Here is a 26,518-nt window from a genome sequence, read left to right as displayed (position 1 = left end):
GCAATGGCAGCCTTTTATACCTTCCCCAACCCACTCACCCGCATCACGCGTCGCTCTACTGCATCCAGCAGCTGGCCGCGGCCGGTCTCGACCAGGGTGAGCCAGTGCTTGGCGCGGGTAATGCCGGTGTAGACCAGCTCCCGCGTGAGGATCGGGTTGGGGGCGTCGGGGAGCAGCAGGGCGGTGTGGGTGAACTCCGAGCCCTGGGACTTGTGCACCGTCATGGCGTAGACCGTCTCTACCGCCTGCAGTCGGCTGGGCAGCACCCACTTGATATCGCCGCTGCCGTCCCCGGCGGGGAAGGCCACGCGCAGCGCCGGGCCGCGTTTTGCGCCATCGCTGCAGCTTGCCGGTTGCGGCAGCGCCAGGGTGATGCCGATATCGCCGTTCATCAGCCCTAGGCTGTAGTCGTTGCTTGTCACCAGCACCGGGCGGCCGGAGTACCAGAGCCGGCGGCCGTCGCCGGTGTCGATCAGTCCTTCCTTCTCCAGCGCGACGCGGATGCGCTCGTTGAGCCCCTCCACGCCCCAGGGGCCGCGGCGCAGGGCGCAGAGCAGCTGGAACTTGCCGTGGGCGGCCAGCACCGTGCGGGCCCAGTCGTCCAGGGCCTCGCGGTCGATCTCGCCATCCGCGCCTGCCTGCGGCGCGGCGTGCTTCATGGCTTCCAGGTTCTGCATTACCTCTAAATAGTGGCGATAGCCCACTGGCGGCGGCAGGGGCCGGCCGCGCAGCGTGCGGCCCTCGCCGCGGCTCTTTCCTCGATCAGGGAAGCCCGCAGCGTGGCCCGAGACCACCAGCCGCTCCAGCTTCCGGTCGTGGTCGGTCTCGAGCTTCAGGTGCGAGAGGTCGGCATAGCCGTGGGCCAGCACGCCGCGGATGGCGGTGCGCTTCTGCTTCCCCGGAGCGTCCTGGTTCACGGCGCCGGCCAGCTGGCCGATGCCGCTCTCGGCATCGAAGCGGTGGCTCACGCGCAGCATGGCGATGGCCTGGTCCAGCGGGGCACCCCCGGCGTCGAGCATCTCCGCGGGCAGCGCCTGGCCGGTGGCCTCGGCGAGCCAGTCGGCGGTGTCGGGCGTGTAGTGGCCGCCCTTGGCGCGCGCGCACAGGTCGCCCAGCACGGAACCGGCCTCTACGGAGGCGAGCTGGTCCTTGTCGCCCAGCAGCACCAGTCGCCCACGGGGCGGCAGGGCGTCGAGCAGGGCGGCCATCATCTCCACGTCGACCATGGAGGCCTCGTCCACCACCAGCACGTCCAGCGGCAGCGGGTGGCGGGCGTTGTGGCGGAAGTGGCGGGTATCGGGGCGGGAACCCAAAAGCCGGTGGAGGGTGGTGACCTCCGTGGGGATGGCGGATCTGAGCCTGCTGACACCGCCATCGCCCAATAAATTGGGCTCCCACAATGGGTTGCTGCCCTCATCCTTCTCTAAGGCAGCCAGCAGGGGGGCCAGGCCATCCAGCTGCAGTGAGCTGACCTGCCCGGCGATGGATTCGTTGAGGCGCGCGGCGGCCTTGCCGGTGGGGGCGGCCAGGCGGATGCGCAGCGCTCGCTGGCCCTCGCCCAGCGCCAGGGTCTGCAGCAGGGCGAGCAGCTTGACCACGGTGGTGGTCTTGCCGGTGCCGGGGCCGCCGGTGATCACCGCGAAGGGCGAGCGGGCGGCCAGGGCGCAGGCGGCCTTCTGCCAGTCCAGCCGGGTGCTGGAGGGGAAGAGGGCATCGAGGGCCTGGGAGAGAGCCTCGAGGTTCATGCTTAAATCAGGGCGCCTGGCGGCGCCATCGCGCAGCAGAGCCGGAACGCCGGACCGTGAGCTCCCACAAGGGCTTGCGTCAGTTTCTGAGATATCATCCGGGCGCCGATCGGCGCCATCGCGAGGTGTCGGGGTCTCCACTCTGGCGGCGATATGCTGCTGGATCGAGCGCTCGTGGTGCCAGTAGCGGCGCAGGTAGAGCCGGGTGCCGTCAAGCACCAGCGGGGTGTTGCCGGGGCCGTGGCCGACGACCAGCGGGTGAGTGAGCGCTTGCTGCCAATCGGCCAGCGCCAGCTCGCCGAGCAGCTGGCTGGGCCGCGGCGGCGGGTCCTCCAGGCTGTCGCCTTCCGGCGGCAGCGAGAGCGCCAGGTCCGGCTCGGCCAGGGTAAGTTCGAGATCCAGGCAGACATGGCCACGGCCTAGCTGATGGCTGGCCAGCGCCGCGGCCAGCAGCAGCGGGGCGGAGGCGTCCGGCACCTCGCGGGCCAGGAAGGCGGCAAAGGCGCGGTCCAGGGCGCGCAGCCAGCCGCGGGTCACCCAGCGGTCGAGCAGGGCGAACAGCGCCTCGCTGTCGTGCAGGGCCTCGGCGGTGGCGGCCTCGTTGGGGGTGGCCTCGTCGGTGTGCGGGTGGTCACTCATGGCTGGGCTCCTTTGTCGTGACGTGCTGGGCGTCGCGGAACAGGGCGTCCAGTGCTTCGATCAGTTGGCGTGGCGGGCGCTCGCGGTGCACACCGCGGGAAGGTGCGTGCTGGCCGCGCAGGAAGACGTAGAGCGCCCCACCCAGGTGGCGGTCGATGTCGTAGTCCGGCAGCCGCGATTTGAGCAGGCGGTGCAGGGCCAGCAGGTAGAGGCAGTACTGCAGGTCGTAGCGCTTCTCGCGGACCGCATCAACCATGGCCGCCTCGGAATAGGCCGCGTCGTCGCGGCCCAGGTGGTTGGACTTCCAGTCGAGCACGTAGAAGCGCCCCTCGTGCTCCACCACCAGGTCGATGAAACCCTTGAGCATGCCGTTGAGCCGGTCGTGCTCCAGCGCTGGGCGGGCGGCGCCGCCCAGGGTGTGAGCGCTCACCAGGGCGTCCAGGCGAGCGGTGTCGACCTGGTGGGCGGCAAACCAGAACTCCAGCTCGACCTGATAGTGAGCGCTCTCCAACCGGTCGAGGTGCAGCGGTGCGACCGGCCCGTCGGGAGCGCTCGGCACCGGCAATTCGCTTGTCAGCAGCCCGCGCAGCCAGGCCTGCAGCGCGGGGATGCGCTCGCGCCAGCCGCGCAGGTTGGCGCGCCGCGCCAGGGTGTCGTCCAGGCGCTCGGGGTCGGCGGCCAGCCGCGCGAAGCCCTCATGCCCGGCCCACTCCAGCAGGCCGTGCAGGAAGGTGCCCGCCGCCGGGCCGCGGGGGAAGCGGTGGAGCGAGCCGCCACTCGCCTGCTGGACAGGCTGGGCCGGGTCCTGGGGCTCGTCGCGCATCTCCCGCGCAGTGGCCTCCAGAGCGGTTTCGGGCTCTTCTCTCAATAGCGGGGTCAGGAGCGCGGTCTCGGGCTCTTCCATGGAGAGCGCCGTTTCGGGCGGCTCCTCCCCCTCACCGATGCGCTCGACGCCCAGCCGCAGTGCCGAGTAGCTGGCGATCCACCAGTGCTCCCGGGCGCGGCGGGTGGGGGTGAGTGCCTCGCGCAGGGCCTCGTCGTGGGCCTTGATGGGCACCATCAGGTCATCGGGCTCGGGCGCCGGCTCCACCGTCAGCTCCGTTTCCTCAGCCCCCTTGGCGAGGGGGAAGAGGGCATCCAGCAAGCCGTCTGGCGAGAGCGGCGCACCGGCGGTGAGCACCTGGCCGATGGCGCTGCGCTCCAGCCCCTTGAGCGGGGCGATGCCCAGCCAGGTGGCATGGCGGGCGCGGGTCAGGGCCACGTAGAGCTTGCGCAGGTCCTCGCCGAGGCGCTCGTCGTCGGCGCGGGCCAGCACCGTCTCGTCCGCCTCCAGCGAGAGGTGGCGCCGGCCCGCCTCGTCGTGCCAGGTGAGCGGCAGGTCGCTGGCCTTCTTCTCGCGGAAGGCGCAGATGAAGGGCAGGAAGACCAGCGGGTACTCGAGCCCCTTGGACTTGTGGATGGTGATCACCTGCACCAGGTCGGCGTCGCTCTCCAGGTGCAGGCGGTGGGTGTCGGCCTGTGCCGGGGGCTGGGCGCGCGCCTCGCTGAGATGGCGCAGCAGGGCGTGCTCGCCGTCGAGCTCGGCGCTGGCCTGCTGCAGCAGCTCGCCCAGGTGGAGCAGGTCGGTGAGGTGCCTTTCTCCGTGGATGAATGGCTGCGCGGGCGCATCACTGCGTTGCGCGGTGCTCGAAAGCTCGCCTAACCCCTCGTTATGTCTCGCTTCCTGTGCTCCGTGCGCCTTGTGCTGCATCCCGCTCGCCGATTCGTCCCTCCTTGCAAGCAGCCGGGTGGGCACGGCGAAGTCGGCGAGCAGCCGATGCAGCATGGGCAGCACCCCCTGGCGCTGCCACTGGCGGTGGTAAGCCCGGAACTGCAGCACGCGCTCCTCCCAGGCCAGCTCGTCGTGCTGCAGGGCGTCGAGATCGTGGAGGCCCATCCCGAGGCTGGGCATGGCGAGCGCGGCGTGCAGGCGCCGCTCGCTGTCGGGCTCGGCGCAGGCGGCCAGCCACACCTCCAGCTCCAGGGCCGCCGGGGTCTCGAACACCCCCTCCTTGTCGGAGAGGTAGACGCTCTTGATGCCGCGCTCGAGCAGCGCGCCGCGGATCGCCCTGGCCTCGTTCGCGTTGTTGACCAGCACGGCAAGGTCCGAGGGCTTGAGTGCTCGAAAAGGCTCGTCCGGCTCGCTGAAGCCGGTGCGCCCGGCCTGGCCCTCGCGCAGCAGTTCGGCCATGTGGCTGGCGCAGCGCGCGGCCATCGCCTTGAAGTAGGCGCCCTTGCTCATCCCGTCGTCAGCGTCGTCGCTCTCCGCCGGCAGGTGCCAGAGCGTCATGGCCGGCAGCGGTTCGCCGTCGCGGGTCAGGGAATCCTTCCTGCCCTTGGCCGCCACCGGGAAGAACGGTACTGGATTGTCGCCTTCGGCCGAGCGGAACAGGAAGGCGCCGCGGCCGGCGGGGTGAGACTCGGCGAAGCGGAACACCCGGTTGACGGCCTCCACCATGGCGGTGGCCGAGCGGAAGTTGGTGCCTAGGGTGACGTGGCGACCCGCGGTGTCGCGTCGCGCCTGCAGGTAGGTGTGGATGTCGGCGCCGCGGAAGGCGTAGATCGCCTGCTTGGGATCGCCGATCAGCAGCACGGCGCTGGGCTCCCCGGGATCCGGCGCCTGGGCCAGCCGGTAGACGTGGTCGAAGAGCCGGTACTGCACTGGATCGGTGTCCTGAAACTCGTCCACCAGGGCTACCGGGAACTGGCGGCGCACGTGGGCCGCCAGCGCCTTGCCGGCGGGGCCCTCGAAGGCGCGGTCGAGACGCTCGAGCAGGTCGTCGGGGCCGAGCTCGGCGCGGCGTTGTTGCATGCGCTCGCGGCGCTCGCTCATCCAGTGCACGGCGTGGGCCAGCAGGTCGGCGTGGGCGTCGGGCAGGGCCTCGAGGCGTGTCGGCAGCTCGGCCAGGGCGTGCAGGGCCGGGTGGTCCAGCGGCTCGCCCGTCTTCCAGATCTCGGCGATGCCCGCGGGTGTCAGACGGTGCCAGGCAGCGGCCTTGCGATCCAGGTCCGGCCAATCCATGTCGGTTGTGGCCCACTCGCGCAGCTTGTCCAGCCAGTTGCTGCGATGGTCCTTGCGCATCTTGCTGCCATTGAACGCCTTGGCTTGCTGACCTTCATCGAACAGCCTGGCGAGTTCATCCACCCAGGCGGGCCAGGGCGCCTTGAGCTCGCCCAGCACCTGCTCGCGCTCGCCCTGCATGGCGGCCAGGGCACTGGCGGGAGGCGGGGCATCGGGCAGCAGGTCGGCGTCGCCCTGCAGGCGGCGCACGTCCTCGGCCAGGGCATCGGGGGTTTCCCAGTAGTGGGTGACCACCGCCAGGGCCTCGGCGTCCAGGGCGTAGTAGAAACTGCGCCAGTAGTCCCGGGCGACCTCGAGCTCGAGCTCCGACTGGTCGAGGTTCATCTCCAGCGAGAAGAGGCTGCCGCTCTCGAAGGCGTGCTCGCGCAGCATGCGGTGGCACCAGGCGTGGATGGTGGAGACCGCGGCCTCGTCCATCCACTCGGCGGCGAGCTGCAGGCGGCGCGCGCAGGCGGGCCAGCGCTCGCGGGGGTAGCTATCGCGCAGGGCCAGCAGCGGGTCGAATGGGGGACAGACCCCCATTTCTGCGAAATGGGGGTCTGTCCCCGATTGAAACGCATCCGCAGCCTCCACCAGCCGGGCGCGGATGCGGTCGCGCAGCTCCCGGGTGGCGGCGTTGGTGAAGGTCACCACCAGGATCTCCGGCGGGGTGAGGGCGCGGGGGAAGCTCTCGGCGTCGGCCTCGTCCCGCGGGCCCAGCACCAGGCGCACGTAGAGCAGGGCGATGGTGAAGGTCTTGCCGGTGCCGGCGCTGGCCTCGATCAGCCGGCTGCCGGTGAGCGGCAGGTGGATCGGGTCCAGGGTCGGGGGCGTCTTCTGGTCCTGCGTGCTCATGCCTGGCCTCCCTTGCCCTTGCCGCTATTTCCCTTCTTCTCCTTCGGCTTGCGTACCGCCTGTAATAGCGGGGCGTAGAGCCGCTCGGCCAGCTCGGCGAAGCCAATGGTGCCGGCTGCGGGGTCAGACCCCATTGGCGACAGCTTGGCATCCAGCATGGCCTCGAGCTCCGGCCACTGGCGCATCAGGTAGGGGTCGCGGCCGCGCTCGCCGTGGTCGTTGTGGTAGCCGCTACCGTGGAAGGCGGTGTCGGCGGCCTTCCAGGCCTTGTCGTCCTCCTCGCTGGCCCGGTCGGCGAGGCAGCGGGCCATGGCCTGGGGCGTGCCGCCCTTCTCCAGCCAGGCGAAGGCGGTGTCCCGGGCCAGCGGCAGGGGGGTGGCCATGCCGAGCTGCCAGGCCGCGGCAATGTCGGCCAGGTGAGCGCGGGCCTGCTCGGCGGGGAGCGGGGCGAGGGTGCCACCGCCGGCGCGGGAGAGCAGACGCGTGGTCATGGGCCCCTCCAGCTGACCCGCCAGGTGGGCCACCCAGGGGGTAAGCCAGTGCCGCCACTGGTACTTGCTCTTCTTGACCAGGCTGCTGGTGGTGAGCAGCACCCGGCAGCGCTCCATGGCGTCGTTGACGCGCAGCTCGCCCAGCCAGTCCTCCAGCGCCAGACCCTCGCCCAGCGCTTCTTGCAGGTCCAGCGAGACACCGAGCGGCTCGTCCAGGGCGTGGGGCCATTCACCGAGCACCTGGCGATAGTCGGCGAAGAGGGTGTCCATGGGCTCGACGAGCTTGTCACGCATCTGCTCGGCGAAGCCGCCTATGGCCAGGCGCCCCTGGCGCTCGAGGCGTTCCAGGGTGGCCAGCATGGTGGGCTCATGGGGCTCGCCGGCCTCCACCGCCGCGCGGCTCGCCTCGATCAGCGCATGCTGGAGCTGCCAGTGGTCGAGGCCGTCGAGTGTAAAGGGCTCGTGGTCGAGCCGCTCCATGGCCTCGATCTCCAGGAAGACCTTGAGCCGGGTGGTATAGAAGGCCTGTACCGGCGCCTTGAGGAAGTTGCCCAGCTGGGCCAGGGTCAGCGGGCTTTCCTGCCGGAACGGGGGCAGCGGCCCCGCTTTGGCCGGCGCGGGCTTGAAGTCGGGTCGGTGCAGCTCGCGCCACTCGTGGGCAAAGGTAGCCAGGCGGGAGCCCTCTCCACCGGTGCCCGATGCCGCACCACGAAAGTACTCGATGCTGAAGGGCTGCAGTGGGTGCTCGGTGGTCAGCGCCGCCAGCAGCGCCTTGCCGTCGGTATCGTCTGCCTTTCCGGCCAGCCGCCAGCCGCGGGCCAGGTGGTCACGCAGCTGGCCGAGCAGCACCGAGGGCGGTTGCTCGCTGTTGTCGATGATGCTGCGCCCCACCCAGCTGATGCTCAGCCGGTCGCGGGCCGAGAGCAGCGCCTCGAGGAAGAGGTAGCGGTCGTCCTCGCGGCGTGAGCGGTCGCCAGGCCGGTAGTCCTGGGCCATCAGGTCGATGTCCAGTGGCCGCTGCACCCTGGGGTAGTCGGCGTCGTTCATGCCCAGCAGGCAGACGTGGCGGAAGGGGATGGCGCGCATCGGCATTAGCGTGGCGATGTTCACCGCGCCGGCCAGGAAGCGCTGGGAGAGGCTCGCCTCGTCCACCTGGGCGAGCCAGTGCTCGCGCACCACCGAGAGCGGCAGGGGCTCGATGAGTTCGGCCTCCTCGGCGCTCTCCTGCCAGGCGTCGAGGGCCTGCTCGAGCCGGGTCATCGCCATCAGGTCCTGGTCGGACTCGGCCAGGAAACAGGCCTCCAGCAGGTCGCGCAGCCGCTCGCCCCAGGTAGCCACGTCACAGGGCTCGGCCAGGGTCTGCCACTGGGCCGCCAGGGTGTCGACCAGGCTGACCAGGGGGCCGGCCAGGGCCGCCTCCAGCCCGCCGATGTCGTCGTAGGGTTCGATGCCCTGCCAGTGGCCCTCGGCGGCGTCGCCCACCGCATAGCCGAGCAGCAGCCGGCGCAGGCCGAAGGCCCAGGTGTTGGCGGTAAGGCCTTCCGGCAGGTCGAGGCTCTGGCGTTGGCGGGCATCGAGCCCCCAGCGGATGCCGGCGCCCTCGATCCAGCGGCGCAATGTGGGCAGGCCACCCTCCGGGATGGCGAAGCGCGCGCGGATGGCCGGCACCTCCAGCAGGTCGAGCAGGTCGCTCACCGAGAGGCGCAGCTCCGGCAGGCGCAGCAGCTGTTCCAGGGCGATCAGCAGCGGCAGGCGGTGGCGGCTGGCCTGGTCGGAGAGGGTGAAGGGGATATGGCGCGGGTCGTCGGGGTCGAGGCGGCCGAACACCGCCTGGACCGCGGCGGCGTACTGGTCGACGTCGGGCACCATCACCAGGATGTCGCGGGGCTTGAGGGTCGGGTCCTCGCTGAAGGCGGCGAGCAGCTGGTCGTGGAGGATCTCCACCTCGCGCAGGGCGCTATGGGCGACCTGGAAGCGCAGCGAGCGGTCGCGGGCCGGGTCCACGGCGGGCCAGGCCTCGCGGGTCTCGGCGAGCGGGCGCAGCTCGAGGATATCGTCCTGCAGCTGGCGCAGCAGGCTGGGCTCGGCGTTGTTGTGGAGAGGGGAGTCGAAGAGGTCGATGCGCAGCGCCTCGCCCTCGAAGAGGCCCCGGTAGGCCTGCTGCTCGTCGAACTCGTCGAGCAGGCGCAGGTAGTCGCGGCCCTGTTTGCCCCAGGCGGCCAGCAGCGGCTGGGCGTGGAGGTGCAGCTCGGTCTCGGCGAGGTCCGCCGGCATGCCGGGACGGCGTTGCTGGCGCTTCCTCTCGGCCCGTAGCAAGTCCTTGTGCTCGATGATATCCGCCCAGTAGTGGCGGCAGGGGTTGTGCACACAGAGCAGCACCTGGCTGACCCGGGCCATGGCGGCCAGCGCCTCCAGGGTCTGGGCGGGCAACGAGGAGATGCCGAAGACGATGACCCGGCGCGGCAGGCCTGCCGGCCGGCGCTGTTCAAAGGACAGCTGAGGGCTCTCAAAGGACAGCTGAGGGCTCTCAAAGGACAGCTGAGGGCTCTCGCTCGTCAGCGCCTGGCACGCCTCGAGGAAGCGCTCGTGCACCGCCGCGCGGCTGGAGGCCAGGCCGGATTCACCGATGTCGTCACGCAGCGCCCGCCACAGCTCGGCCTGCCAGCGCTGCTCCTCGGCCAGCGGCCGGGCCTCGCCGCGGGCGGTGAGGATCACGTCCTCGCCCGCCGCCCAGGCCGCTAGCCAGTCGGCGCGGTAGACCTGGTACTGGTCGAGGAGGTCGGCCAGGCGCTCGGCCAGCTGGTGGCGCTTGCGCAGGTCGCTATCATCCGCGAGGAAGCGCGCCAGGGGCGCAAAGGTGGGGGCGTCGAGCAGGGCGGGCAACAGGCGCATCAGGCGCCATATCAGCCGCGGCTTGTCGAAGGGCGAGACCGGCGGCACCTGCTCCTCTCCCAGCACAGCCCGGTAGGCCTGCCACAGGAAGCGCGCCGGCAGGGTGACGTCGAGTGCTGCGGCGATGCCGGCACCGCCTTGGGCGCGGTCCTCGGCGAGCGCGAGCTTGAGCCACTGGCTGATGCCGTTGCTCTGCACCAGGATCGTCTCGTTCTCCAGCGGCCCCAGCGGGTGGCGGCGCATCCACTCCACCGCCAGGCCGCGCAGGGCCTCCAGGCGGTTGCCATGGATCACCATAAAGCCGGGTTTGAGCTCGGGGCCCTGAAGATCTAGGGGCATGGCGCGGTTCCTTCGCTGGGTGCCGGAGCGGTGCCCTTCATGGTGCCACATTCGTGGAGCATGGGTTGCCTTGCGTCCTTGCCACTTTCCCGGGGGCCTGATTGACTGGCCTTCGCACCCGCTAACGAATGGAATCCAGGCATGTCCCAACCGCTGACCCGCCACAATCGCGCCCGCCAGGTCCTCGACGAGATCACCGCGGCCAATGCCCCGCTCTCCGACCAGGTCCGGGCGGCCAAGTACGCCAAGCTCGCCGAGTCGCCCTATCGCTTCTTTCGCGGCACCAACCATCTCTATTGGTGGGACGTCTGGCACGACTGGCGCTTCGCGCTGTTCGGCGGCCTGCCGGAGACCCAGACCTGGCTGCAGGGCGATGCCCACGCCTACAACTTCGGCGCCTACGGTCATCACGACGACGCCGTGCGCTACGGCATGGACGACTTCGACGACGCCATGATCGGCGACTACCAGTATGACCTGTGGCGCCTGGCCATCAGCCTGGTACTGGATGCCCGGGAGAATACCGGTCTGTCGGGCAAGGGGATTCGCAAGGCGCTGGAGGCGCTGGTCACCAGCTACCACGACGAGCTGGCCCGTCACGTGGAGGGTGAGGTGCCCGGCGCGGTGACCCTGGCCACCGCCAAGGGGCCGCTCGAGCCCTTCATGAAGAAGGTGGGCAGGAAGAAGAGCCGGGCGAAGATGCTCGAGAAATGGACCGTGCTGAGCGACGACGGCCGGCGTTTCGCCGAGCGCCCCGAGAAGCTGGCGGCCATGCCGGCGCACCTGGCCAGCCAGCTGCGCAAGGCGGTCGAGGAGGAGTACCGCCAGACCCTGGGCGGTGCCCGGCGTGAGGCCGAGGCGGGGCACTTCCGCGTCAAGGACATGGCCCAGCGCCTCGATGCCGGCACCGGCTCGCTGGGCCTGGAGCGCTACTATGTGTTGATCGAGGGCGGGCAGGACCACGAGCACGACGACGTCATCCTCGACGTCAAGCAGCAGACCGCGCCGGAGGGCTGGCGGCTGATGGACAGCGCCGAGAAGCGCGCCTGGCGCCGCGCCTTTCCCCACGAGGGAATGCGGCACGCGGCCGCCTTCGTGGCCATCGCCGAGCATCCCGACCCCTACCTGGGCTGGCTGCACCTGGGTGATACCGTGTTCTCGGTGCGCGAGCGCTCGCCCTACAAGGAGGACTTCCCGACCCACAAGCTCGACGGCGCCAAGCCTTACCGCCAGCTGGTCACGCAGTGGGGGCGCATCCTGGCCCGGGAACACCTGCGCGGCGCCCATGCCCTGAGCCCCGACGATCCCGGACGCTTCGCCCGCGCTGTCGGTACCTGTGTCGAGGGGCGGGGCGAGCGCTGCGTGGACATGGTGACCACCCTGGCGCTCAGCTATGCCGACTGCGTGCGCCAGGACTATCGTACCTTCATGGAGTGGAACGAGGAGACGCCGTCATGAGCGACTACCTGCTGGAGGAACACGCCCTGAGCCCGGGCAAGATCTACCGCCTGCTCTCGGGCAGCATCTGCCCGCGCCCCATCGCCTGGGTCTCGACCCGGGACGCGGCGGGCAATACCAACCTGGCGCCCTTCTCGTTCTTCAACGTGGTGAGCGTCAACCCGCCGGTGCTGGGCTTCTCGCCGCTGCTCGACGGCGACGCCAGTCCCAAGGACACCATCCGCAACCTCGACGAGGTGGGCGAGTGCGTGGTGCATATCAGCGGCGAGGGACTGGTCGAGGAGATGAACGCCACCAGCGCGGGGCTGGCGCGCGGCGAGGACGAGTTCACCCTGGCGGCGCTGGAGAAGGCCGAGATACCCGGTGTCTCGGTGCCGCGGGTGGCCTCGGCGCCGGTGGCCTTCGGCTGCCGGCTGCGCGAGATCATCCGCTTCGGCGACCAGCCGCTGGCCGGCAACCTGGTGCTGGCCGAGGTGGTGTCGATCCACGTCGATGACGCCCTCTGGGACGGCCGCCACGTCAGTACCGAGGGGCTCAGGCCGATCGGGCGCATGGCCGGCAACGACTACGCCCGCTGCACCGACCTCTTCGAGGTGGAGCGCCCCGCCTCGGGCAGCGCCATGAGCCGCCAGCAGCGCGGCGGCTGAAGCCCTTCCACGCGGCCCGGCTGACCGGCCCCCCCAGGGGGTCATAGTCAAGGGTCATGGTCAAGGTTCATCTTACAAGGCAATCGCACGTCGATAATGAGTCTCAAGCAACGAGCGATACCACCATGTGGGAGCTCAGTTTACTGAGCGATTGGCGCCGCCAGGCGCCCGGCGTATCGCGATGTATCGCGCAGCAAGCTGTGCTCCTGCGACATCACCGCTTCTTACGCATGGGCAGGGCTCCCATCAGGCCGAGTCGGTCGGCCAGATCGTGGAAGTTGTCGGCCACCAGGTCGAAGACCGGATCCACCGAGAGGTCGGGGGTGGCGTCGGGGCCGTGCTCCAGGGGGCGCTTGACGAAGGCGGTGCGAAAGCCCTCACGGTGGGCGGCCTGGAGGTCGTCCTGGTGGGCGGCGACCATCAGGATGCGTTCAGGCGGCTGGTCGAGCAGGCGGGCGGCCATCTGGTAGACCTCGGGGTCGCGCTTGTAGTGGCCGGCGAGCTCCGCCGAGAGCACGCAGTCCCAGGGCAGGCCGGCGCGCTTTGCCATGTTCACCAGCAGCGACATATTGCCGTTGGAGAGGGTGGCCAGCACGTAGCGCTCGCGCAGCCGGGCCAGGCCGGCCACGCTGTCCGGCCAGGGGTCCAGGCGGTGCCAGACCCGGTTGAACCTCTCGCGCTCGGCCTCGTCGAGGGCATCACTGATGCCGAACGCGTCCAGCAGGCGGTCCAGCGTCATGCGGTGCAGCGCATCGAGGCGCGTCCAGGGCAGCTCGCCGCGGCGCACCCGATCCATGGCCGGCGCGTAGCCGCCGCGCCAGGCATCGGCGAAGGCCGCCCAGTCCACCGCCAGGCCCAGGCGCTCGCCCAGCGCCTCGCCTTCGCGGATGACGCTGCTGCGCCAGTCCACCACGGTACCGAAGACATCGAAGGTCAGGGCCCTGACATCGGCCAGGGCGGCAGGCGGTTGTGGCATCATCTGCTCTTCAGGGCCTCTTCGAGCAGTTCCAGGCGGTCCTGTCCCCAGAAGGGCTCGCCCTCGAGCAGGTACCAGGGCGCCCCGAAGCAGCCATCGGCAAGCGCCGCCTGGCAGGCTTCGTCCAGGCGCCGCTGGCCCGCCTCGCTCTCGGCGTCCTCCAGCAGGGCCGTGCCGTCCAGCCCGCAGGCCTCGGCGATCTCGCGCAGGGTGCCGGGGTCGGCGATGTCCCGCTCTTCGACCCAGCAGGCCCGCATCAGTGCCAGCGACAGGTCGGCGATGTCATGCCCCTGGGCCTTGGCCGTCAGCGCCAGCCGCGCCGCCGGGCGGTCATCCGTCGGGAAGTGCGCCGGCTCCAGGTTGAGGGGAATGCCCAACCGCTGTGGCCAGCGCCTGAGCTCGGCCATGCGGTAGGCCTGGCGCTCGGGGGCGCGCTTGGCCAGCGGCATCCCGCCGGTCCTGGGGAAGATCGCCCCGAGGGTGATCGGCACGTAGTCGATGCGGGCCCCGTGGTGGGCGGCGATTTCGCCGAGGCGCGCGTGGCCCAGGTAGCTCCACGGCGAGACGTGGGTGTAGTAGTAACGGATCGTGGTCGGCATGGGCGCCCCTCAGCGGTAGGTGTCCGGGTACTGGTCGCGCAGCTGGTTCTTCTGCACCTTGCCCATGGTGTTGCGCGGCAGGCTGTCGGCGAAGAAGACCCGCTTGGGCTGCTTGTACTTGGCCAGCTGGCCCTGCAGGTGGTCGAGCACCCGCGCCTCGTCGAGGCTTGCCCCCGGCTCGGGCACCACCACGGCGGTGACACCCTCGCCCAGGTCGGGGTGGGGCAGGCCGATCACCGCGGACTCGTGGACGCCCTCGAGCTCATCGATCACCTGCTCGACCTCCTTGGGATAGACATTGTAGCCGCCGGAGATCACCAGGTCCTTGTCGCGGCCGACGATGTGCACGTAGCCGCGCTCGTCGACCATCGCCAGGTCGCCGGTGACGAAGAAGCCGTCCTCGAGGAGCTCCTCGCGGGTCTTGTCGGGCATCCGCCAGTAGCCGACGAAGACATTGGGCCCGCGGATCTCCAGCATGCCGATCTTGCCCTTCGGCATCGGCTCATGGGTCTCGCGGTCGGTGATGCGGTACTCCACGCCAGGCAGCGGCATGCCCACGGTGCCGGCGCGGCGCTCGCCGTCGTAGGGGTTGGAGAGGTTCATGTTGGTCTCGGTCATGCCGTAGCGCTCGAGGATGGCATGGCCGGTCTTCTGCTCGAACTCGCGGTGGGTCTCGGCGGTCAGCGGCGCCGAGCCGGAGACGAACAGGCGCATCTTGGCGGTGACCGCCGGGGTCAGGCGCGCGTCGGCCGTAAGCCGGGTGTAGAAGGTCGGCACGCCCATCAGCACCGTGCCGCGGGGCATCTCCTCGAAGATCACGTCGGCGTCGAACTTCGGCAGGAAGAGCATGCTGGAACCGGCCATCAGGGTGACGTTGCAGGCCACGAAGAGGCCGTGGGTGTGGAAGATCGGCAGGGCATGGATCAGCCGGTCTTCCTCGCTGAAGTGCCAGGCCTCGACCAGGGTGGCGGCATTGGAGCCCAGGTTGCGGTGGGTGAGCATGGCGCCCTTGGAACGCCCGGTGGTGCCCGAAGTGTAGAGGATCGCCGCCAGGTCGTTGTCGTCGCGCTCGACGATGTCGTCATGGGGCGTGGCCTTCTCGGCCGCCTCCATCAGGCTGCCGTCGGCCGCCGTACCCAGGGTGGCGACCTGCGGGCAGCCGGTGTCGGCAGCGATGCTGCGCGCATTCTCGGCATCCCCCGGCCGGCAGACGAACAGCGCCGGCTCGGCATCGGTGAGGAAGTAGTGGATCTCCTCCCCGGTGTAGCCGGTGTTGAGCGGCAGGTAGACCCCGCCCACGCGCAGGGTGGCCAGGTAGAGCAGGATTGCCTCGGGGCTCTTGTCGACCTGCACCGCCACCCGGTCGCCTGGCGTCACGCCCAGCTCGACCAGGGCGCCGGCCAGGCGCGCGGTGGTGGCCAGGGCCTCGGCGTGGCGGTAGCCGCGGCCCTGGCGGGTGGTGATGAAGTCGGCGTCGCCGCGCTCGCGCATGCGCCGGGCGAAGGTGGCGAAGAGGTTCTGGTTCATTGGGCGGTTTCTCCCTTGGCCAGCTTCCTGGCCTTGCGGACGAGGTCCTTGACCTCGCTCGACCGGGCCACGGTGGCGTTGGCGGTGTAGTTCTCGTGATTGCGCTCGATGTCGTCGAGCACGTAGAGGTAGTTGACCATCAGGCCGGCGGCCTGCTTGAGGCCCTTGGCCGAGACGTCGCCCAGCCAGTTGATGCGGTGCAGCTCGGCGCCGTTGCCCAGGTGGAAGCGGGCCACCGGGTTGAGCGGCAGGCCGCGGGCGTTCTTCTCGTCGACCAGGTAGCGGGCGGCCAGCGGCTTGACCACCGCCTTGAGGCGCTCGGCGCTTTCGGCGTCGCGGTGCCAGTCGGGGTCTTCCAACTCGGCGAGGCTCTTGCGCACTGCCTCAGGCAGGGCCTCGTCGTCGCGCCGTTCGGCCAGCCACTGGGCGAAGTCGGGCACTGGCGAGAGGGTGACGAAGTGCCTGAGCTGGGGCAGCGCCTGCTTGAGCTCCTGAACGACCTGCTTGATCAGGAAGTTACCGAAGGAGATGCCACGCAGGCCGGTCTGGCAGTTGCTGATGCCGAAGAAGGCGGCGGTGTCGGCGAGTTCGGGGTCTTCGATGCCGGTATCCTCGCCGGCCAGGATCGGCTGGATGCGGGCCGGCAGCCCCTTGTGCAGGGCCACCTCCACGAAGATCAGCGGGTCGTCACCGATCGCCGGGTGGAAGAAGGCGAAGCAGCGCCGGTCGCGGGCGTCCAGTCGGCGGCGCAGGTCGTCCCAGTCGCGGATCTCGTGCACTGCCTCGTAGCGGATGATCTTTTCCAGGATCGAGGCCGGGGTGTCCCAGTCGATGCGTTTGAGCATCAAAAAGCCGCGGTTGAACCAGGAGCCGAACAGGTGGGCGAAGTCGGCGTCGATGGCCGAGAGCTCGGGGTGCTCGCGTAGCAGGCCGAGCAGGTCCTCGCGCATGCGCACCAGCTCGACGGTGCCGCCGCTGGTCAGGTTGAGGCGGCGGATCAGCTCCTGGCGGCGCGGCTCGCAGGCCTCGAACAGCACTTCCAGGCTGGCGTTGTCGCGCTGCTCGGCATAACGCGCGTAGGCTGCGTCGATCTGTGCCGGCTCGGCGGCGAAGTCGCTGGCCAGCCGTTCGAAGAAGCGCAGTCGCTCGGCCGGCGCGAGGCGCTGGTACATGCCCAGGGCACGGCTGGCCAGGGCGATGCTCGAGGCCTCGCCGTCACTCTCCAGCAGGCGCTGGCAGGCCTCCACCAGGCGGCGGTGGTCCGGCGGCGTCCCGTCTCCCTGGCGGCGGCGCAGCAGCGCGTCGCGCTGGGTGATCGACTGAAACATCTCCTGCAGGAAGGTCATGTTCATGGCGGCGACTCCTTCAGCCCATGATCAGGTCGGGCAGCCACAAGGCGATACCCGGGAACAGGCACAGCAGCAGGATGCCCAGCACCATGCACAGCGCATAGGGCAGGCTGCCGAGCAGGATGTCCTTGAGGGCGATATCCGGGGCGATTCCCTTGATGATGAAAAGGTTGAGTCCTACTGGCGGGGTAATCAGGCCGATCTCCAGGTTGATGGTCAGTATCACGGCGAACCAGTAGGGATCGAAGTTCGCGGACAGGATGATCGGCATCAGGATCGGGGCGGTCATCACGATCACCGCCACCGGCGGCAGGAAGAAGCCGGCGACCAGCAGGAAGAGGTTGATCACCCCCATCAGCACCCAGCGGTTGACCTCCAGGTCGGCGATGGCGCCGGCCACGGTCTGGGTGATGAACAGCGAGGAGAGCGCATAGGCGAAGATCTCCGCGCAGGCGATGATCAGCATGATCATCACGCTCTCGCGCAGGGCGTCGCGGAAGATTACCTTGAGCGGTTTCACCTGCCACATGCGGTAGACGATGATGGCCAACGCCAGGCACAGGAAGGCGCCGGCACCCGCTGCCTCGGAGGGCGTGGCGACGCCGCCGTAGAGGGCGAAGAGGATGCCGGTAACCACCACCAGGAAGGGCAGCACGCGCACCAGGGCCTTCATGTTGCCCTCGACGTTCTCCTTCACCTGATTCGCTGCAGCGGTCAACGCGCTCGGGGTGTCATAGCCGCCGGCCAGCTTGCAGGCGATCAGCGTCCAGACCATGAACAGCACGGCCAGCATCAGCCCGGGGATGGCGCCGGCGATGAACAGGCGGCCGATGGAGGTCTCGGTGGAGATGCCATAGACGATCATGGTCACCGAGGGCGGGATCAGGATGCCCAGGGTGCCGCCCGCGGCGATGCAGCCCGCGGCCACGCCGTCGGGATAGCCGCGCTTGCGCATCTCGGGGATGCCGAGCTTGCCGATCGCCGCGCTGGTGGCCGGCGAGGAGCCCGAGAGGGCGGCGAAGATCGAGCAGGCGCCGATGTTGGAGATGGCCAGGCCCCCGGGCACCTTGCCGAGCCACAGGTCCAGCGAGCGGTAGAGGTCGCGGCCGGTGGGCGAGGAGGCAACGGCCGCCCCCATCAGGATGAACATGGGGATGGCGACGAAGCCGAAGGAAGCGAGGTTGCCGAAGAAGGTCTCGCCGAAGTAGGTCAGCTCGCTGATGCCCTGGTTGAGCACCAGTGCGGTCAGCGAGACGCCACCCAGGGCAAAGGCGATCGGGGTCCCGATGGCCATCAGCACGAACAGCGCCACGATGATGAAGATTCCGCTGGTTACCGGGTCCATTCAGGTCTCTCCGCGAAGGATTTCTGCGACATATTGCAGCGACAGCAGGCTGATGCCGACGGCCATGGGCAGCAGGGCGGGCCACAGCGGTGGGTTCCACACTGAGCCGGTGGTCCAGCCGCCATGCAGGGCCTCGAAGACATACAGCCAGGCGGAGTAGGCCAGCGCGATGCAGAAGGCCAGGCCGACCAGCGAGGCGACGAGATTCATCAACTTCCGGGCCAGGCCGCCCAGGGCGTCGGGCAGGACCGTCACTGCCACGTGGCCGCCAGTCAGCAGCACGTAGGGCGCGCCGAGCAACATGGCGCCGGTGATAGCGAAGATGGCGAACTCGGTCTGCCAGGTGGTGCTCTCGCCCAGCACGTAGCGCATGAAGATCATGTGGCAGACGACCAGCACGCCCCCCAGCAGCAGGGCGCCGGCGAGGACGGCGGTGGCGCACGAGATGCCGTCCATCAGGCGTATGTAGAGGCCGATCACGCCACGCCTCGGCGCGATCGTGCGGCGTTGTGTGTCCATCATGCGTGTTCCGGTATCGAGGAGAGGAGGGCTGCCCCCGTCGGGGCAGCCGTGGAAGGAAGGGCCGGGGGACCTGGCCGGCCCGTGGTCTCGTTCACTCGACGGCCAGGGCCGCGTCGATCAGTGCCTGCCCGTTGGGTACGTTCTCGGCGAAGGTCTTGTAGGAGCTCTGCTTGGCGATATCCAGCCAGGCCTGATAGTCCTCCGGCGACATCTGCACCACCTCGACGCCGTTCTCCTTGTAGACATCCACCAGCTTCTGGTCGAGCGCCGCGGCTTCCTGGGCGAAGAAGGCCTCGGCCTTCTCGCCGGCCGCGGTCAGGGCCTGCTGCTGCTCCTCGGTGAGCTCGTCCCAGCTCTGTTCGGAGATCAGGATCGGCTCGTACATGAACCACAGCGCGTTCTCGCCGGGGGCAGTCAGACAGCTGACCTGCTCGTAGATGCGGTAGGAGACGAAGGAGCCGGAAGAGGTGTTGGCCCCGTCGAGCACCCCGGTCTGCATCGCGGTGTAGATCTCCGATGAGGGCATCGACGTGATCGAGGCGCCGGCAGTCGCCAGCATCTCGTCGAAGGCCGGACCGGCGGCACGCATGGTCTGGCCTTTGACGGTGTCCGGTGAGGTGATGCAGCGCATGTCAGAGGCGAAGCCGCCGGCCAGCCAGGCATCGGCCAGCACGCGGGCACCGGCCTCATTGATGACCTTCTTGATCATGCCCATGAACTCGGAGTCGTTGAGGCGCTGCGCGCGCTCGTGGTTGCGCACCAGGCCCGGCATCAGGGTGGCCGAGAACTCCGGGTGGCGGCCGCTGGCATAGTCGAGCGGCAGGGAGGTCATGTCGAGGCGGCCCCTGACCAGCGCGCCCCACTGCTCCTTGGCCTTGAACAGCGACTGGCCGGGATAGACCTGGATCTTCAGGTCGACGTCGGCGGCCTCGACCTCCTTGGCTATCATCTGGACCATCTTGTCACGCACGTCACCCTGGCCGCCCGGGAACTGGTGGGAGGCGCGCAGCACGGTCTCGGCGCTGGCGGAGGAGGCGAAGGCGAGGGTCAGCGCGGCGGCGGCCACGGGTGTGAACTTGGCATTCATGGTTGGCATCTCCTGGGACTCTTGTTGTTGTGAAATGAGCCTGTGTAGTTGTTGTGAAGCATCCATCAGCTATGCTGATGTATACTTCAATAGCCCTCAGGGCATACCAGTGTCAATTGTCTGGAGTTAGACAAAAGTGGGGTAGGGGCCCGATGTGCCATCGTCGAGGCGCGCCAGACCGGCAGGGGGAGAATCCGTGAACATCAAGCGATCCAATGCCCAGCGACTCCGGGATGCCCTGGAGGATGACATCATCAACGGCCGCCGGGCGCCTGGCGAACGTCTCGATCCCGAGGCCCTGTGCCGGGAGTTCGATGTGTCCCGTACGCCGGTGCGGGAGGCCATCCAGCAGCTAGTGGCGAGTGGTCTCGTGACGGTGGTGCCGAAGAAGGGCACCTTCGTGTCCCGGGTGGGCCTGGATCAGCTGATCGAGATGTTCGAGGTGATGGCGGAGCTCGAGGGCATGTGTGGGCGCCTTGCCGCGCGGCGCATCTCCGAGCAGGAGCTCACCGCCCTGCGTGCGGCGATGGAGCGCTGCGAGGCGGCGGCCAGGGACGGCGACACCGACGAGTACTACTACGAGAACGAGGGCTTCCACCACGCCATCTATGTGGCCAGCCACAACGGCTTTCTGGCCGAGGAGGCGCGCCAGCTCAAGCAGCGCCTCAAGCCCTATCGCCGCCTGCAGCTGCAGGTCCGCCAGCGCATGGGGCGATCCCTGGATGAGCACCGCGAGATCCTCGCGGTCATCGAGGGCGGTGATGCCGCGTCGGCGGAGCGACTGATGCGCGACCACGTGCTGATTCAGGGTGAACGCTTCAGCGACTTCGTCGCCAGCGTGCGTCGTTTCGAGGCCTGCCAGGAAGTCACCGCCTGAGCCGCCCGGCCGGGCGGACGTCTTACGGCGTTTCGAGCGGGCCGGTCCCCGTCAGGTGAGCTCCAGCGGGACCTCGCCCGCCTCGAAGGCGAGCAGCCACTGCTTGCGGCCGATGCCGCCGGCATAGCCGGTCAATCCACCGTCGCTGCCGATCACCCGGTGGCAGGGCACCACGATGGCTAGCGGGTTGCGTCCATTGGCGGCGCCCACCGCTCGCTGGCCGCCCTTGCAGCGCAGCTGCTCGGCGATCTCGGCGTAGTTGCGGGTCTCGCCGAAGGGGATGGTGGCGAGTGCTGCCCAGACCCGCTGCTGGAAGTCGGTGCCCGTCGGCGAGAGCGGCAGGTCGAAGTCGTGGCGGGCGCCGGCGAAGTAGTCGGCCAGCTGCTCCCGGGCGCGCTCGGTCAGCGCGTTCGGCCGTGCGGCGGCGTCCGCCTTCTCCACGAACTCGATTCCGGTAATGCCGCGGGCACTGGCGTGGATGCGGATTAGGCCCAGGGCGTCGCGGCCGGGCGGGTGATAGTAATCCAGGTAACGGTCGGGAGAGATATCGCGGCTCATCGTCTGGTCTCCAGGGTAGCGGGTGGAAGCCCTGTCACGGGCAGGGCTCCCGGAACGACTTTACCCCTGAGTGTATCGCAATGCGCAGCGCTGTCAGCGGTCAGCGTGAGGCGGTCATGCTGCCGGCGAACACCAGCACCGCCGCCACCGGCAGCCGCCAGTCCGGGGCGGTGACCCCGGCCAGCACCAGGAACAGGGTGGCGAGCACCGGCACGGCATGGGCCAGGTTGCCCAGCCGCCCCGCCTGCGGGTCGCCCAGGGCGTGGTCCCAGGCGAGCATGGCGATGCCGTAGGGGCCCAGGCCCAGGGCCACGGTGGCCAGCAACGCCGGGGGCGAGGGCAGCTCGCTCATTCCCTCCAGCACCAGGCTGGCGACGCCGGTCATGACGCTGGCAACGAGCAGCAGGTGCGGCATGCGCTCGCCGAGCCGATAGCCCGGGACCTGGCAGGCCAGCGAGTAGAGCGCCCAGCACAGCGCCGCCGCCAGCGCCAGCAGGTAGCCACCCCAGGCGCCGGAGAACCCGCTCGCCAGGGCCTGGGGCGCGACCAGCAGGGCGGCCCCCGAGAACGCCAGCAGGGCGCCACTGAGCGTGGCCAGGGGCAAGCGCCCCTGCAAGAGCCAGCGGCTCGCCAGCAGGAAGAGCACCGGCCAGGTGTAGATGATCAGCGCGGCCTCGGTGGGGGGCGCCAGGGAAAAGCTGGCGGAGCAGGCGCCCACCGCCCCGGCCACCAGCATCGGCACCCCGACATGGACCACCACGCCATGGGCCCTGGAGAGCGTCGCGCCGCGGCGCTGGCGGCCGTGCGCCATGGGCAGGGTGCCCAGGGCCCCGGCCAGCAGCGCCAGGGCCGAGAGGCGCAGCGGCGGCAGCTCTCCCGCCTGGGCGACCAGCAGCGGCACCAGCGCCCAGAGCACCACCGCCAGCCCGGCGGCGCCGGTGCCATGCCAGGAGAAGCGCGTGAGTCGGGATGTCTGACTGTGCATGGTGATGAACTCCTTGCCCGATGGGTGACGAGGGCATGCTAGGCGGTCCACAATCATCACGATAACGATCATTGTTGATCTCATTCATCAAGATTGGTGATGTATCGATGCGTGCTCCGACCCTCGATCTTGGCCTGCTGCGTACCCTGGTGGCCGTCGCCGATACCGGCAGCGTCACCGCTGCCGCGCGGCGCCTGGCCTATACCCAGTCCACTGTCAGCATGCAGCTGCAGCGCCTCGAGAGCGCGCTGGGCGTCGCCCTGCACGAGCGGGAGGGCCGCCGCCTGCGCTTCACTGCCGAGGGAGATCGCCTGCTGGGCCATGCCCGTCGGCTGCTGGCGCTCAATGACGAGGCGCTGGCCGACATGCGGGCGCGGCGCGTCACCGGCGAGCTGAACCTGGGGATTCCCGAGGATTACGCCAGCCTGCTCACTTCGGTGTTCTCCTGGTTCCACCAGCTCTACCCCGAGGTGCGCCTGCAGGTGATCTGCGGCACCAGCGCCCACCTGATGGAGCGGGTGCGCGCGGATGAGCTGGACCTGGCGCTGGTCACCCGCCAGCGAAATTCCCCGGGCGGCGAGATGATCCGCCGCGAGCCACTGGCCTGGGCGGTGGGGCTGCAGCACCAGCCCCCACTGTCCGACCCGCTGCCTCTGGGGCTCTACTCGCCCGGTGCCGACCTCTTCCGCGAGGTGGCCGAGCAGGCGCTGGCCGCCGCCGGGCGTGACTGGCGGGTGGCCTACATGAGCCAGTCCATGGTTGGTCTCGGCCCTGTGGTGCAGGCGGGGCTGGCCATCGTGGTGGTGACCCGCAGCATGCTGACGCCGCAGCTGCGTGCCCTGGACGAGTCGAGCGGCCTGCCGCCACTACCCGCCGTGGAGCTAGCCCTGCACCGCGCCGCGCGGCGACCCACCGAGCCGGCCCGGCGCCTGGCCGAGCTGATCCGCGAGCAGCTCTCGCCGGCCGACCCCCTCGCCTGAGGCCGAGAAGAGGGTGACAGGTCGAAAGCCGCAATCCCGAGCGTTATACTCGGGTATTCATCCCCAGGCCGGGCCTCGGCCGTCGATCGGAGTCGCCATGTTTCCCGAGTTCACCCTGCGCTACGCCCGCCTGCCCGAGCACTTCTTCCTGCGCTTCGACCCCCTCCCGGTGAAGGCCCCGCGGCTGGTGGCCTTCAACCGGCCGCTGGCCGAGCAGCTGGGCTTCGACCTGGATGCCTTCGACGAGGCCCTTGATCAAGGGCAGGCCGCCGAGTGGTTCTCCGGCAACGCCGTACCGCAAGGCGCCGATCCGCTGGCCCAGGCCTATGCCGGCCACCAGTTCGGCCACTTCAACCCGCGCCTCGGCGACGGCCGCGCGGTGCTGCTTGGCGAGGTGGTCGACCGCGAGGGGCGGCTGCGCGATATCCAGCTCAAGGGCGCCGGGATGACCCCCTTCTCGCGCGGTGCCGACGGTCGTGCACCCCTGGGCCCGGTGCTGCGCGAGTACCTGGTCAGCGAGGCGATGCATGTGCTGGGGGTGCCCACCACCCGCGCCCTGGCCGCGGTAACCACCGGCGAGCGCGTGTTCCGGCGCGTGCCGGAGCCCGGTGCCGTGCTGACCCGCATCGCCTCCAGCCACCTGCGGGTGGGCACCTTCCAGTACTTCGCCGCCCGCGATGACCTGGAGGCCGTGCGCACCCTGGCCGACATGGCCATCGAGCGTCACTTTCCACAACTGCTGGGCCCTGAGCTCGCCGAGGGGGACGAGGCCGAGCGCTACCTGGGGTTGCTGGAGGCGGTGCAGGCGCGCCAGGCGGCGCTGGTGGCGAAGTGGATGGGGCTGGGCTTCATTCACGGGGTGATGAACACCGACAACTGCAGCATCGCCGGCGAGACCATCGACTACGGCCCCTGCGCCTTCATGGAGGCCTATGACCCGGCCACGGTGTTCAGCTCCATTGACGAGGGCGGCCGCTACGCCTATCGCAACCAGCCGTGGATCGCCCAGTGGAACCTGGCGCGCCTGGCCGAGACGCTGGTTCCGCTGATCGATGCCGACCAGCAGCAGGCCATCGACAAGGCCACCGCGGTGATCAAGGCCTTCGAGGGGCAGTATGAAACCGAGTGGCTGGCGGTAATGCGCGAGAAGCTGGGGCTGGAGAAGGCAGAGGAGGGCGACCGCGCCCTGGTTGATGCCTTCCTCGAGGCCCTGCAGGCCGGTCGCGCGGACTTCACCCTGGCCTTCCGCGGCCTGAGCGAGGCGGTCGAGGCAGACGCCCCCGTGCTGCTCGAGCGGTTCGAGAACGACGAGGGCCTGCGCGCCTGGCTACCCCGCTGGCGCGAGCGGCTGGCCCGTGAGGACGTCGGCAAGGAGGCGATCGCCACGCGGCTGCGCTCGGTCAACCCGTTCTATATCCCGCGCAATCACAAGGTGGAGGAGGCCCTGGCCGCCGCCGCCGAGGGCGACTTCGCGCCCTTCGAGACCCTGCGCGAGGTGCTGGCCGATCCCTTCACCGAGCAGCCCGGTCGCGAAGCGTTCGCTTGGCCGGCGCCGTCCAGCGCGGCCGTGTTCCGCACCTTCTGCGGGACCTGAGTCGGCATCCGTACATAAGCGGCACGTCTACCAGTCGGATCCGTTCATGAAGCCCAGATACATTTCAGTTTCCTGCATGCTGCAGTTCTATCCGGGGCTGGTATTCGATGAGCGGGTACTGAAAGGATCCATGCTGCATGCCGGCGGCCCGCGTCGGCGATCACTCCGTGGACGTGGCTCGAGCAGACTTCATGCAGTAGTTTCGTGGAGATGAGGACCTTTGGTGATTTGACAGTCTTGAAACGACGCACTCATATTGACATGGCGGAATAACAAAACTCACCAACACGCGAGAATATCATGAAAGGATTAAAAGCATCGCTCCTGCCTGCCGCCCTCATGGGGACCATGGTCATCGGCAGCGGGCTGGCTACGGCCGCCTACGCACAGGACCCCTACACGGTTGGTGTGGAGGCTTCCTTCCCGCCCTGGGCCTATGTGGAGGGGGGAGAATTCAAGGGCATCGCCATCGATGCCATGGAGGCGATCGCCGAGGAGATCGGCATCGAAATCGAGTTCCAGGACATGCCGTTCCCGTCGCTGATTCCGGCACTGGCGGCGGAGAAGATCGATATCCTTGCTACCGGCCTCACCGTCACCGAACAGCGTAGCAAAAATATCGATTTCACTATTCCCTGGTGGGAAACCAACGATGTGGTACTGGTGCCAGAAGGCTCCGATCTCAACGTCTTCACCGCCGTATGCTGCGGGGCCAGCATTGGCGTTCAGGGTGGTTCTTCCCAGCAGGCCTGGATGGAAGAGAACGTGGTGAATTCCAGCGATATCGACGTCGAGCTGGCCAAATACGACAATTACGTCACCGCGGTGGACGACATGGCCATCGGCCGTATCTCCTCGGTCATCGTCGATGATACCTCCGCCCAGGAGTACATCAATGCTGGTAAGCCGGTGAAGATGGCGGGCAAGATCTTTATCCGTGCGCCCCTGGCGCTGGCGGTATCCAAGGATGATCCCCAGGAGATCCTCGGCGACCTGAACCAGGGCATCCTGGCCATCTACGAGTCCGGCGAGTGGGGCGAGATCGTCGACGAGTACATTCCCGGTGTCACCGTCCCTCCGATCCCGGGACACATGCCGAATTTCGTCGACACCTACCAGAAGCCGGTGGCCGGTCTCCCCGAGCTAGGTAACGAATAAGTCGCTGAGACGTCGGGTGCCTTCCCGGCCGGGAAGGCGCCCGCCACGTTAGGGAAGTCGGCATGGATATCTACGACGTACTACTTCGCGATTTTCCCTTCCTGTTGAAGGGGCTGGGGGTGGCCATCGTGCTGTTGGCCGCCCTACTGACGATCGGCTTTGTGCTGGGCATGGCTATCTGCCTGGTGCAGCTCTATGGCCCTAAGACACGGCTAGTACAGTGGCCGCTGGTGCTCTACGAGCGGGTCTTCAGGGGCGTTCCGATCATCATCATGCTGTTCATCTTCTTCTATGGCATGTCGGGTGTTATCGACATCTCGGCCTTCGGTGCCGCGATACTGACCATGGGGCTTCGCTCGGCAGCTTACCAGTCGCAGATATTCCGCAGCGCCTTTCAGTCAGTGCCAGCCGGGCAGATGATGGCCTCCCGGGCTATGGGCATGTCCAAGATCAAGGCGATCCGCTACATCCTCTTTCCCCAGGCGGCGCGGCATGCCATCGGCCCCTGGACCAACGAGTTTTCCTCGGAGATCAAGGAGACCTCTCTGGCCTATGTCATCGGGGTGGTCGAGCTGACCCGCCAGGCGCATTACATTATCACCAGCACCCAGGGCAACGTGTTGACAGTGTTTGCCGTGGTGGCGCTGTTGTATTTCATCCTCAATCGGACAGGCAATAGCCTTTCCTGATTACTCATGTTGATCAGCCACCATTCCGCCAGCTTGTCCTATACTGAGGTTATATCCAGTAGAGGAGGTGACGTCATGGCACGCAACCCGATCCAGTTTCAGCCCG

19 protein-coding genes are annotated in these 26,518 nt (G+C 68.8%); 7 read left to right on the top strand and 12 right to left on the bottom strand.

What is annotated here, in order from left to right; all coding sequences use genetic code 11:
* Positions 1–14 precede the first annotated feature (14 nt).
* From recD to recC, 3 genes are read right to left on the bottom strand one after another with little or no spacing between them, the layout of a single operon-like run.
* Positions 15–2,384: an exodeoxyribonuclease V subunit alpha gene (gene recD, locus OP497_RS15245; protein ID WP_280549918.1), complete on the bottom strand. Its 2,370-nt coding sequence runs from the start codon at positions 2,382–2,384 to the stop codon at positions 15–17.
* The gene (locus OP497_RS15240) at positions 2,377–6,339 is read right to left on the bottom strand and encodes a UvrD-helicase domain-containing protein (RefSeq protein WP_280549916.1); all 3,963 of its coding nucleotides are present in this window, start codon (positions 6,337–6,339) and stop codon (positions 2,377–2,379) included. Before OP497_RS15240 ends, recD begins: the two co-directional genes overlap by 8 nt.
* Positions 6,336–10,061: an exodeoxyribonuclease V subunit gamma gene (recC, locus tag OP497_RS15235; RefSeq protein ID WP_280549915.1), complete on the bottom strand. Its 3,726-nt coding sequence runs from the start codon at positions 10,059–10,061 to the stop codon at positions 6,336–6,338. The genes OP497_RS15240 and recC overlap by 4 nt, the downstream gene beginning before the upstream one ends.
* 141 nt (positions 10,062–10,202) lie before the next feature.
* On the opposite strand from recC, the gene OP497_RS15230 reads away from it, so the two are divergent.
* Positions 10,203–11,519, top strand: coding sequence for a DUF2252 family protein (locus OP497_RS15230; RefSeq protein WP_280549913.1), 1,317 nt, complete (start codon positions 10,203–10,205; stop codon positions 11,517–11,519).
* Complete coding sequence (locus tag OP497_RS15225) at positions 11,516–12,166, top strand: flavin reductase family protein (protein ID WP_280549911.1); 651 nt, start codon at positions 11,516–11,518, stop codon at positions 12,164–12,166. Before OP497_RS15230 ends, OP497_RS15225 begins: the two co-directional genes overlap by 4 nt.
* A 214-nt stretch (positions 12,167–12,380) precedes the next feature.
* On the opposite strand, the gene OP497_RS15220 is transcribed toward OP497_RS15225, so the two are convergent.
* From OP497_RS15220 to dctP, 7 genes are all read right to left on the bottom strand, one after another.
* Complete coding sequence (locus OP497_RS15220; RefSeq protein ID WP_280549908.1) at positions 12,381–13,142, bottom strand: haloacid dehalogenase type II; 762 nt, start codon at positions 13,140–13,142, stop codon at positions 12,381–12,383.
* Entirely contained in the window at positions 13,142–13,741 is a 600-nt protein-coding gene (locus tag OP497_RS15215; RefSeq protein ID WP_280549906.1) for a 2-hydroxychromene-2-carboxylate isomerase, read from the bottom strand. The genes OP497_RS15220 and OP497_RS15215 overlap by 1 nt, the downstream gene beginning before the upstream one ends.
* 9 nt (positions 13,742–13,750) lie before the next feature.
* The gene (locus tag OP497_RS15210; protein WP_280549904.1) at positions 13,751–15,268 is read right to left on the bottom strand and encodes a malonyl-CoA synthase; all 1,518 of its coding nucleotides are present in this window, start codon (positions 15,266–15,268) and stop codon (positions 13,751–13,753) included.
* Positions 15,265–16,620: a malonyl-CoA decarboxylase gene (locus OP497_RS15205; protein ID WP_280549902.1), complete on the bottom strand. Its 1,356-nt coding sequence runs from the start codon at positions 16,618–16,620 to the stop codon at positions 15,265–15,267. The genes OP497_RS15210 and OP497_RS15205 overlap by 4 nt, the downstream gene beginning before the upstream one ends.
* Positions 16,621–16,633: 13 nt before the next feature.
* Positions 16,634–17,962: a TRAP transporter large permease gene (locus tag OP497_RS15200; protein WP_280549900.1), complete on the bottom strand. Its 1,329-nt coding sequence runs from the start codon at positions 17,960–17,962 to the stop codon at positions 16,634–16,636.
* Positions 17,963–18,484 (bottom strand): TRAP transporter small permease, encoded by a 522-nt coding sequence (locus tag OP497_RS15195; protein WP_280549899.1) that lies wholly within the window; start codon positions 18,482–18,484, stop codon positions 17,963–17,965. It abuts the gene before it with no gap.
* 91 nt (positions 18,485–18,575) lie between these two features.
* Positions 18,576–19,571 (bottom strand): TRAP transporter substrate-binding protein DctP, encoded by a 996-nt coding sequence (gene dctP / locus OP497_RS15190; RefSeq protein WP_280549898.1) that lies wholly within the window; start codon positions 19,569–19,571, stop codon positions 18,576–18,578.
* A 202-nt stretch (positions 19,572–19,773) separates the two neighbouring features.
* Between dctP and OP497_RS15185 the strand changes: the two genes are divergently transcribed.
* On the top strand, positions 19,774–20,448 hold the full coding sequence (locus OP497_RS15185) for a GntR family transcriptional regulator (RefSeq protein WP_280549956.1): 675 nt from the start codon (positions 19,774–19,776) through the stop codon (positions 20,446–20,448).
* Positions 20,449–20,499: 51 nt separating this feature from the next.
* On the opposite strand, the gene OP497_RS15180 is transcribed toward OP497_RS15185, so the two are convergent.
* Both OP497_RS15180 and OP497_RS15175 read right to left on the bottom strand, forming a co-directional pair.
* The gene (locus OP497_RS15180) at positions 20,500–21,006 is read right to left on the bottom strand and encodes a methylated-DNA--[protein]-cysteine S-methyltransferase (RefSeq protein WP_280549897.1); all 507 of its coding nucleotides are present in this window, start codon (positions 21,004–21,006) and stop codon (positions 20,500–20,502) included.
* A 100-nt stretch (positions 21,007–21,106) separates the two neighbouring features.
* Positions 21,107–21,991 carry a DMT family transporter gene (locus OP497_RS15175; RefSeq protein ID WP_280549895.1) on the bottom strand — a complete coding sequence of 295 codons (885 nt, stop codon included), beginning with the start codon at positions 21,989–21,991 and terminating at the stop codon, positions 21,107–21,109.
* A gap of 107 nt (positions 21,992–22,098) precedes the next feature.
* Between OP497_RS15175 and OP497_RS15170 the strand changes: the two genes are divergently transcribed.
* From OP497_RS15170 to OP497_RS15155, 4 genes are all read left to right on the top strand, one after another.
* Positions 22,099–22,971 (top strand): LysR substrate-binding domain-containing protein, encoded by an 873-nt coding sequence (locus tag OP497_RS15170; protein ID WP_280549893.1) that lies wholly within the window; start codon positions 22,099–22,101, stop codon positions 22,969–22,971.
* A gap of 97 nt (positions 22,972–23,068) precedes the next feature.
* Complete coding sequence (locus OP497_RS15165; RefSeq protein ID WP_280549891.1) at positions 23,069–24,565, top strand: protein adenylyltransferase SelO; 1,497 nt, start codon at positions 23,069–23,071, stop codon at positions 24,563–24,565.
* Between the two features lie 300 nt (positions 24,566–24,865).
* Complete coding sequence (locus tag OP497_RS15160) at positions 24,866–25,723, top strand: ABC transporter substrate-binding protein (protein ID WP_280549889.1); 858 nt, start codon at positions 24,866–24,868, stop codon at positions 25,721–25,723.
* 62 nt (positions 25,724–25,785) lie between these two features.
* On the top strand, positions 25,786–26,412 hold the full coding sequence (locus tag OP497_RS15155; protein WP_280549887.1) for an amino acid ABC transporter permease: 627 nt from the start codon (positions 25,786–25,788) through the stop codon (positions 26,410–26,412).
* Positions 26,413–26,518: the final 106 nt, after the last annotated feature.

Origin of the sequence: Halomonas sp. 11-S5, assembly GCF_029889825.1 — a bacterium.
Classification (GTDB): Bacteria; Pseudomonadota; Gammaproteobacteria; order Pseudomonadales; family Halomonadaceae; genus Halomonas.
The sequence above is the reverse complement of the archived record's forward strand: the minus strand, read 5'-3'. Positions and strand labels throughout refer to the sequence as shown.

What these genes read in the sequence shown, in the direction of transcription:
- recD (WP_280549918.1), bottom strand. Translation starts at nt 2,384, where the DNA reads ATGAGTGACCACCCGCACACCGACGAGGCCACCCCCAACGAGGCCGCC.
- OP497_RS15240 (WP_280549916.1), bottom strand. Translation starts at nt 6,339, where the DNA reads ATGAGCACGCAGGACCAGAAGACGCCCCCGACCCTGGACCCGATCCAC.
- recC (WP_280549915.1), bottom strand. Translation starts at nt 10,061, where the DNA reads ATGCCCCTAGATCTTCAGGGCCCCGAGCTCAAACCCGGCTTTATGGTG.
- OP497_RS15230 (WP_280549913.1), top strand. Translation starts at nt 10,203, where the DNA reads ATGTCCCAACCGCTGACCCGCCACAATCGCGCCCGCCAGGTCCTCGAC.
- OP497_RS15225 (WP_280549911.1), top strand. Translation starts at nt 11,516, where the DNA reads ATGAGCGACTACCTGCTGGAGGAACACGCCCTGAGCCCGGGCAAGATC.
- OP497_RS15220 (WP_280549908.1), bottom strand. Translation starts at nt 13,142, where the DNA reads ATGCCACAACCGCCTGCCGCCCTGGCCGATGTCAGGGCCCTGACCTTC.
- OP497_RS15215 (WP_280549906.1), bottom strand. Translation starts at nt 13,741, where the DNA reads ATGCCGACCACGATCCGTTACTACTACACCCACGTCTCGCCGTGGAGC.
- OP497_RS15210 (WP_280549904.1), bottom strand. Translation starts at nt 15,268, where the DNA reads ATGAACCAGAACCTCTTCGCCACCTTCGCCCGGCGCATGCGCGAGCGC.
- OP497_RS15205 (WP_280549902.1), bottom strand. Translation starts at nt 16,620, where the DNA reads ATGAACATGACCTTCCTGCAGGAGATGTTTCAGTCGATCACCCAGCGC.
- OP497_RS15200 (WP_280549900.1), bottom strand. Translation starts at nt 17,962, where the DNA reads ATGGACCCGGTAACCAGCGGAATCTTCATCATCGTGGCGCTGTTCGTG.
- OP497_RS15195 (WP_280549899.1), bottom strand. Translation starts at nt 18,484, where the DNA reads ATGATGGACACACAACGCCGCACGATCGCGCCGAGGCGTGGCGTGATC.
- dctP (WP_280549898.1), bottom strand. Translation starts at nt 19,571, where the DNA reads ATGAATGCCAAGTTCACACCCGTGGCCGCCGCCGCGCTGACCCTCGCC.
- OP497_RS15180 (WP_280549897.1), bottom strand. Translation starts at nt 21,006, where the DNA reads ATGAGCCGCGATATCTCTCCCGACCGTTACCTGGATTACTATCACCCG.
- OP497_RS15175 (WP_280549895.1), bottom strand. Translation starts at nt 21,991, where the DNA reads ATGCACAGTCAGACATCCCGACTCACGCGCTTCTCCTGGCATGGCACC.
- OP497_RS15170 (WP_280549893.1), top strand. Translation starts at nt 22,099, where the DNA reads ATGCGTGCTCCGACCCTCGATCTTGGCCTGCTGCGTACCCTGGTGGCC.
- OP497_RS15165 (WP_280549891.1), top strand. Translation starts at nt 23,069, where the DNA reads ATGTTTCCCGAGTTCACCCTGCGCTACGCCCGCCTGCCCGAGCACTTC.
- OP497_RS15160 (WP_280549889.1), top strand. Translation starts at nt 24,866, where the DNA reads ATGAAAGGATTAAAAGCATCGCTCCTGCCTGCCGCCCTCATGGGGACC.
- OP497_RS15155 (WP_280549887.1), top strand. Translation starts at nt 25,786, where the DNA reads ATGGATATCTACGACGTACTACTTCGCGATTTTCCCTTCCTGTTGAAG.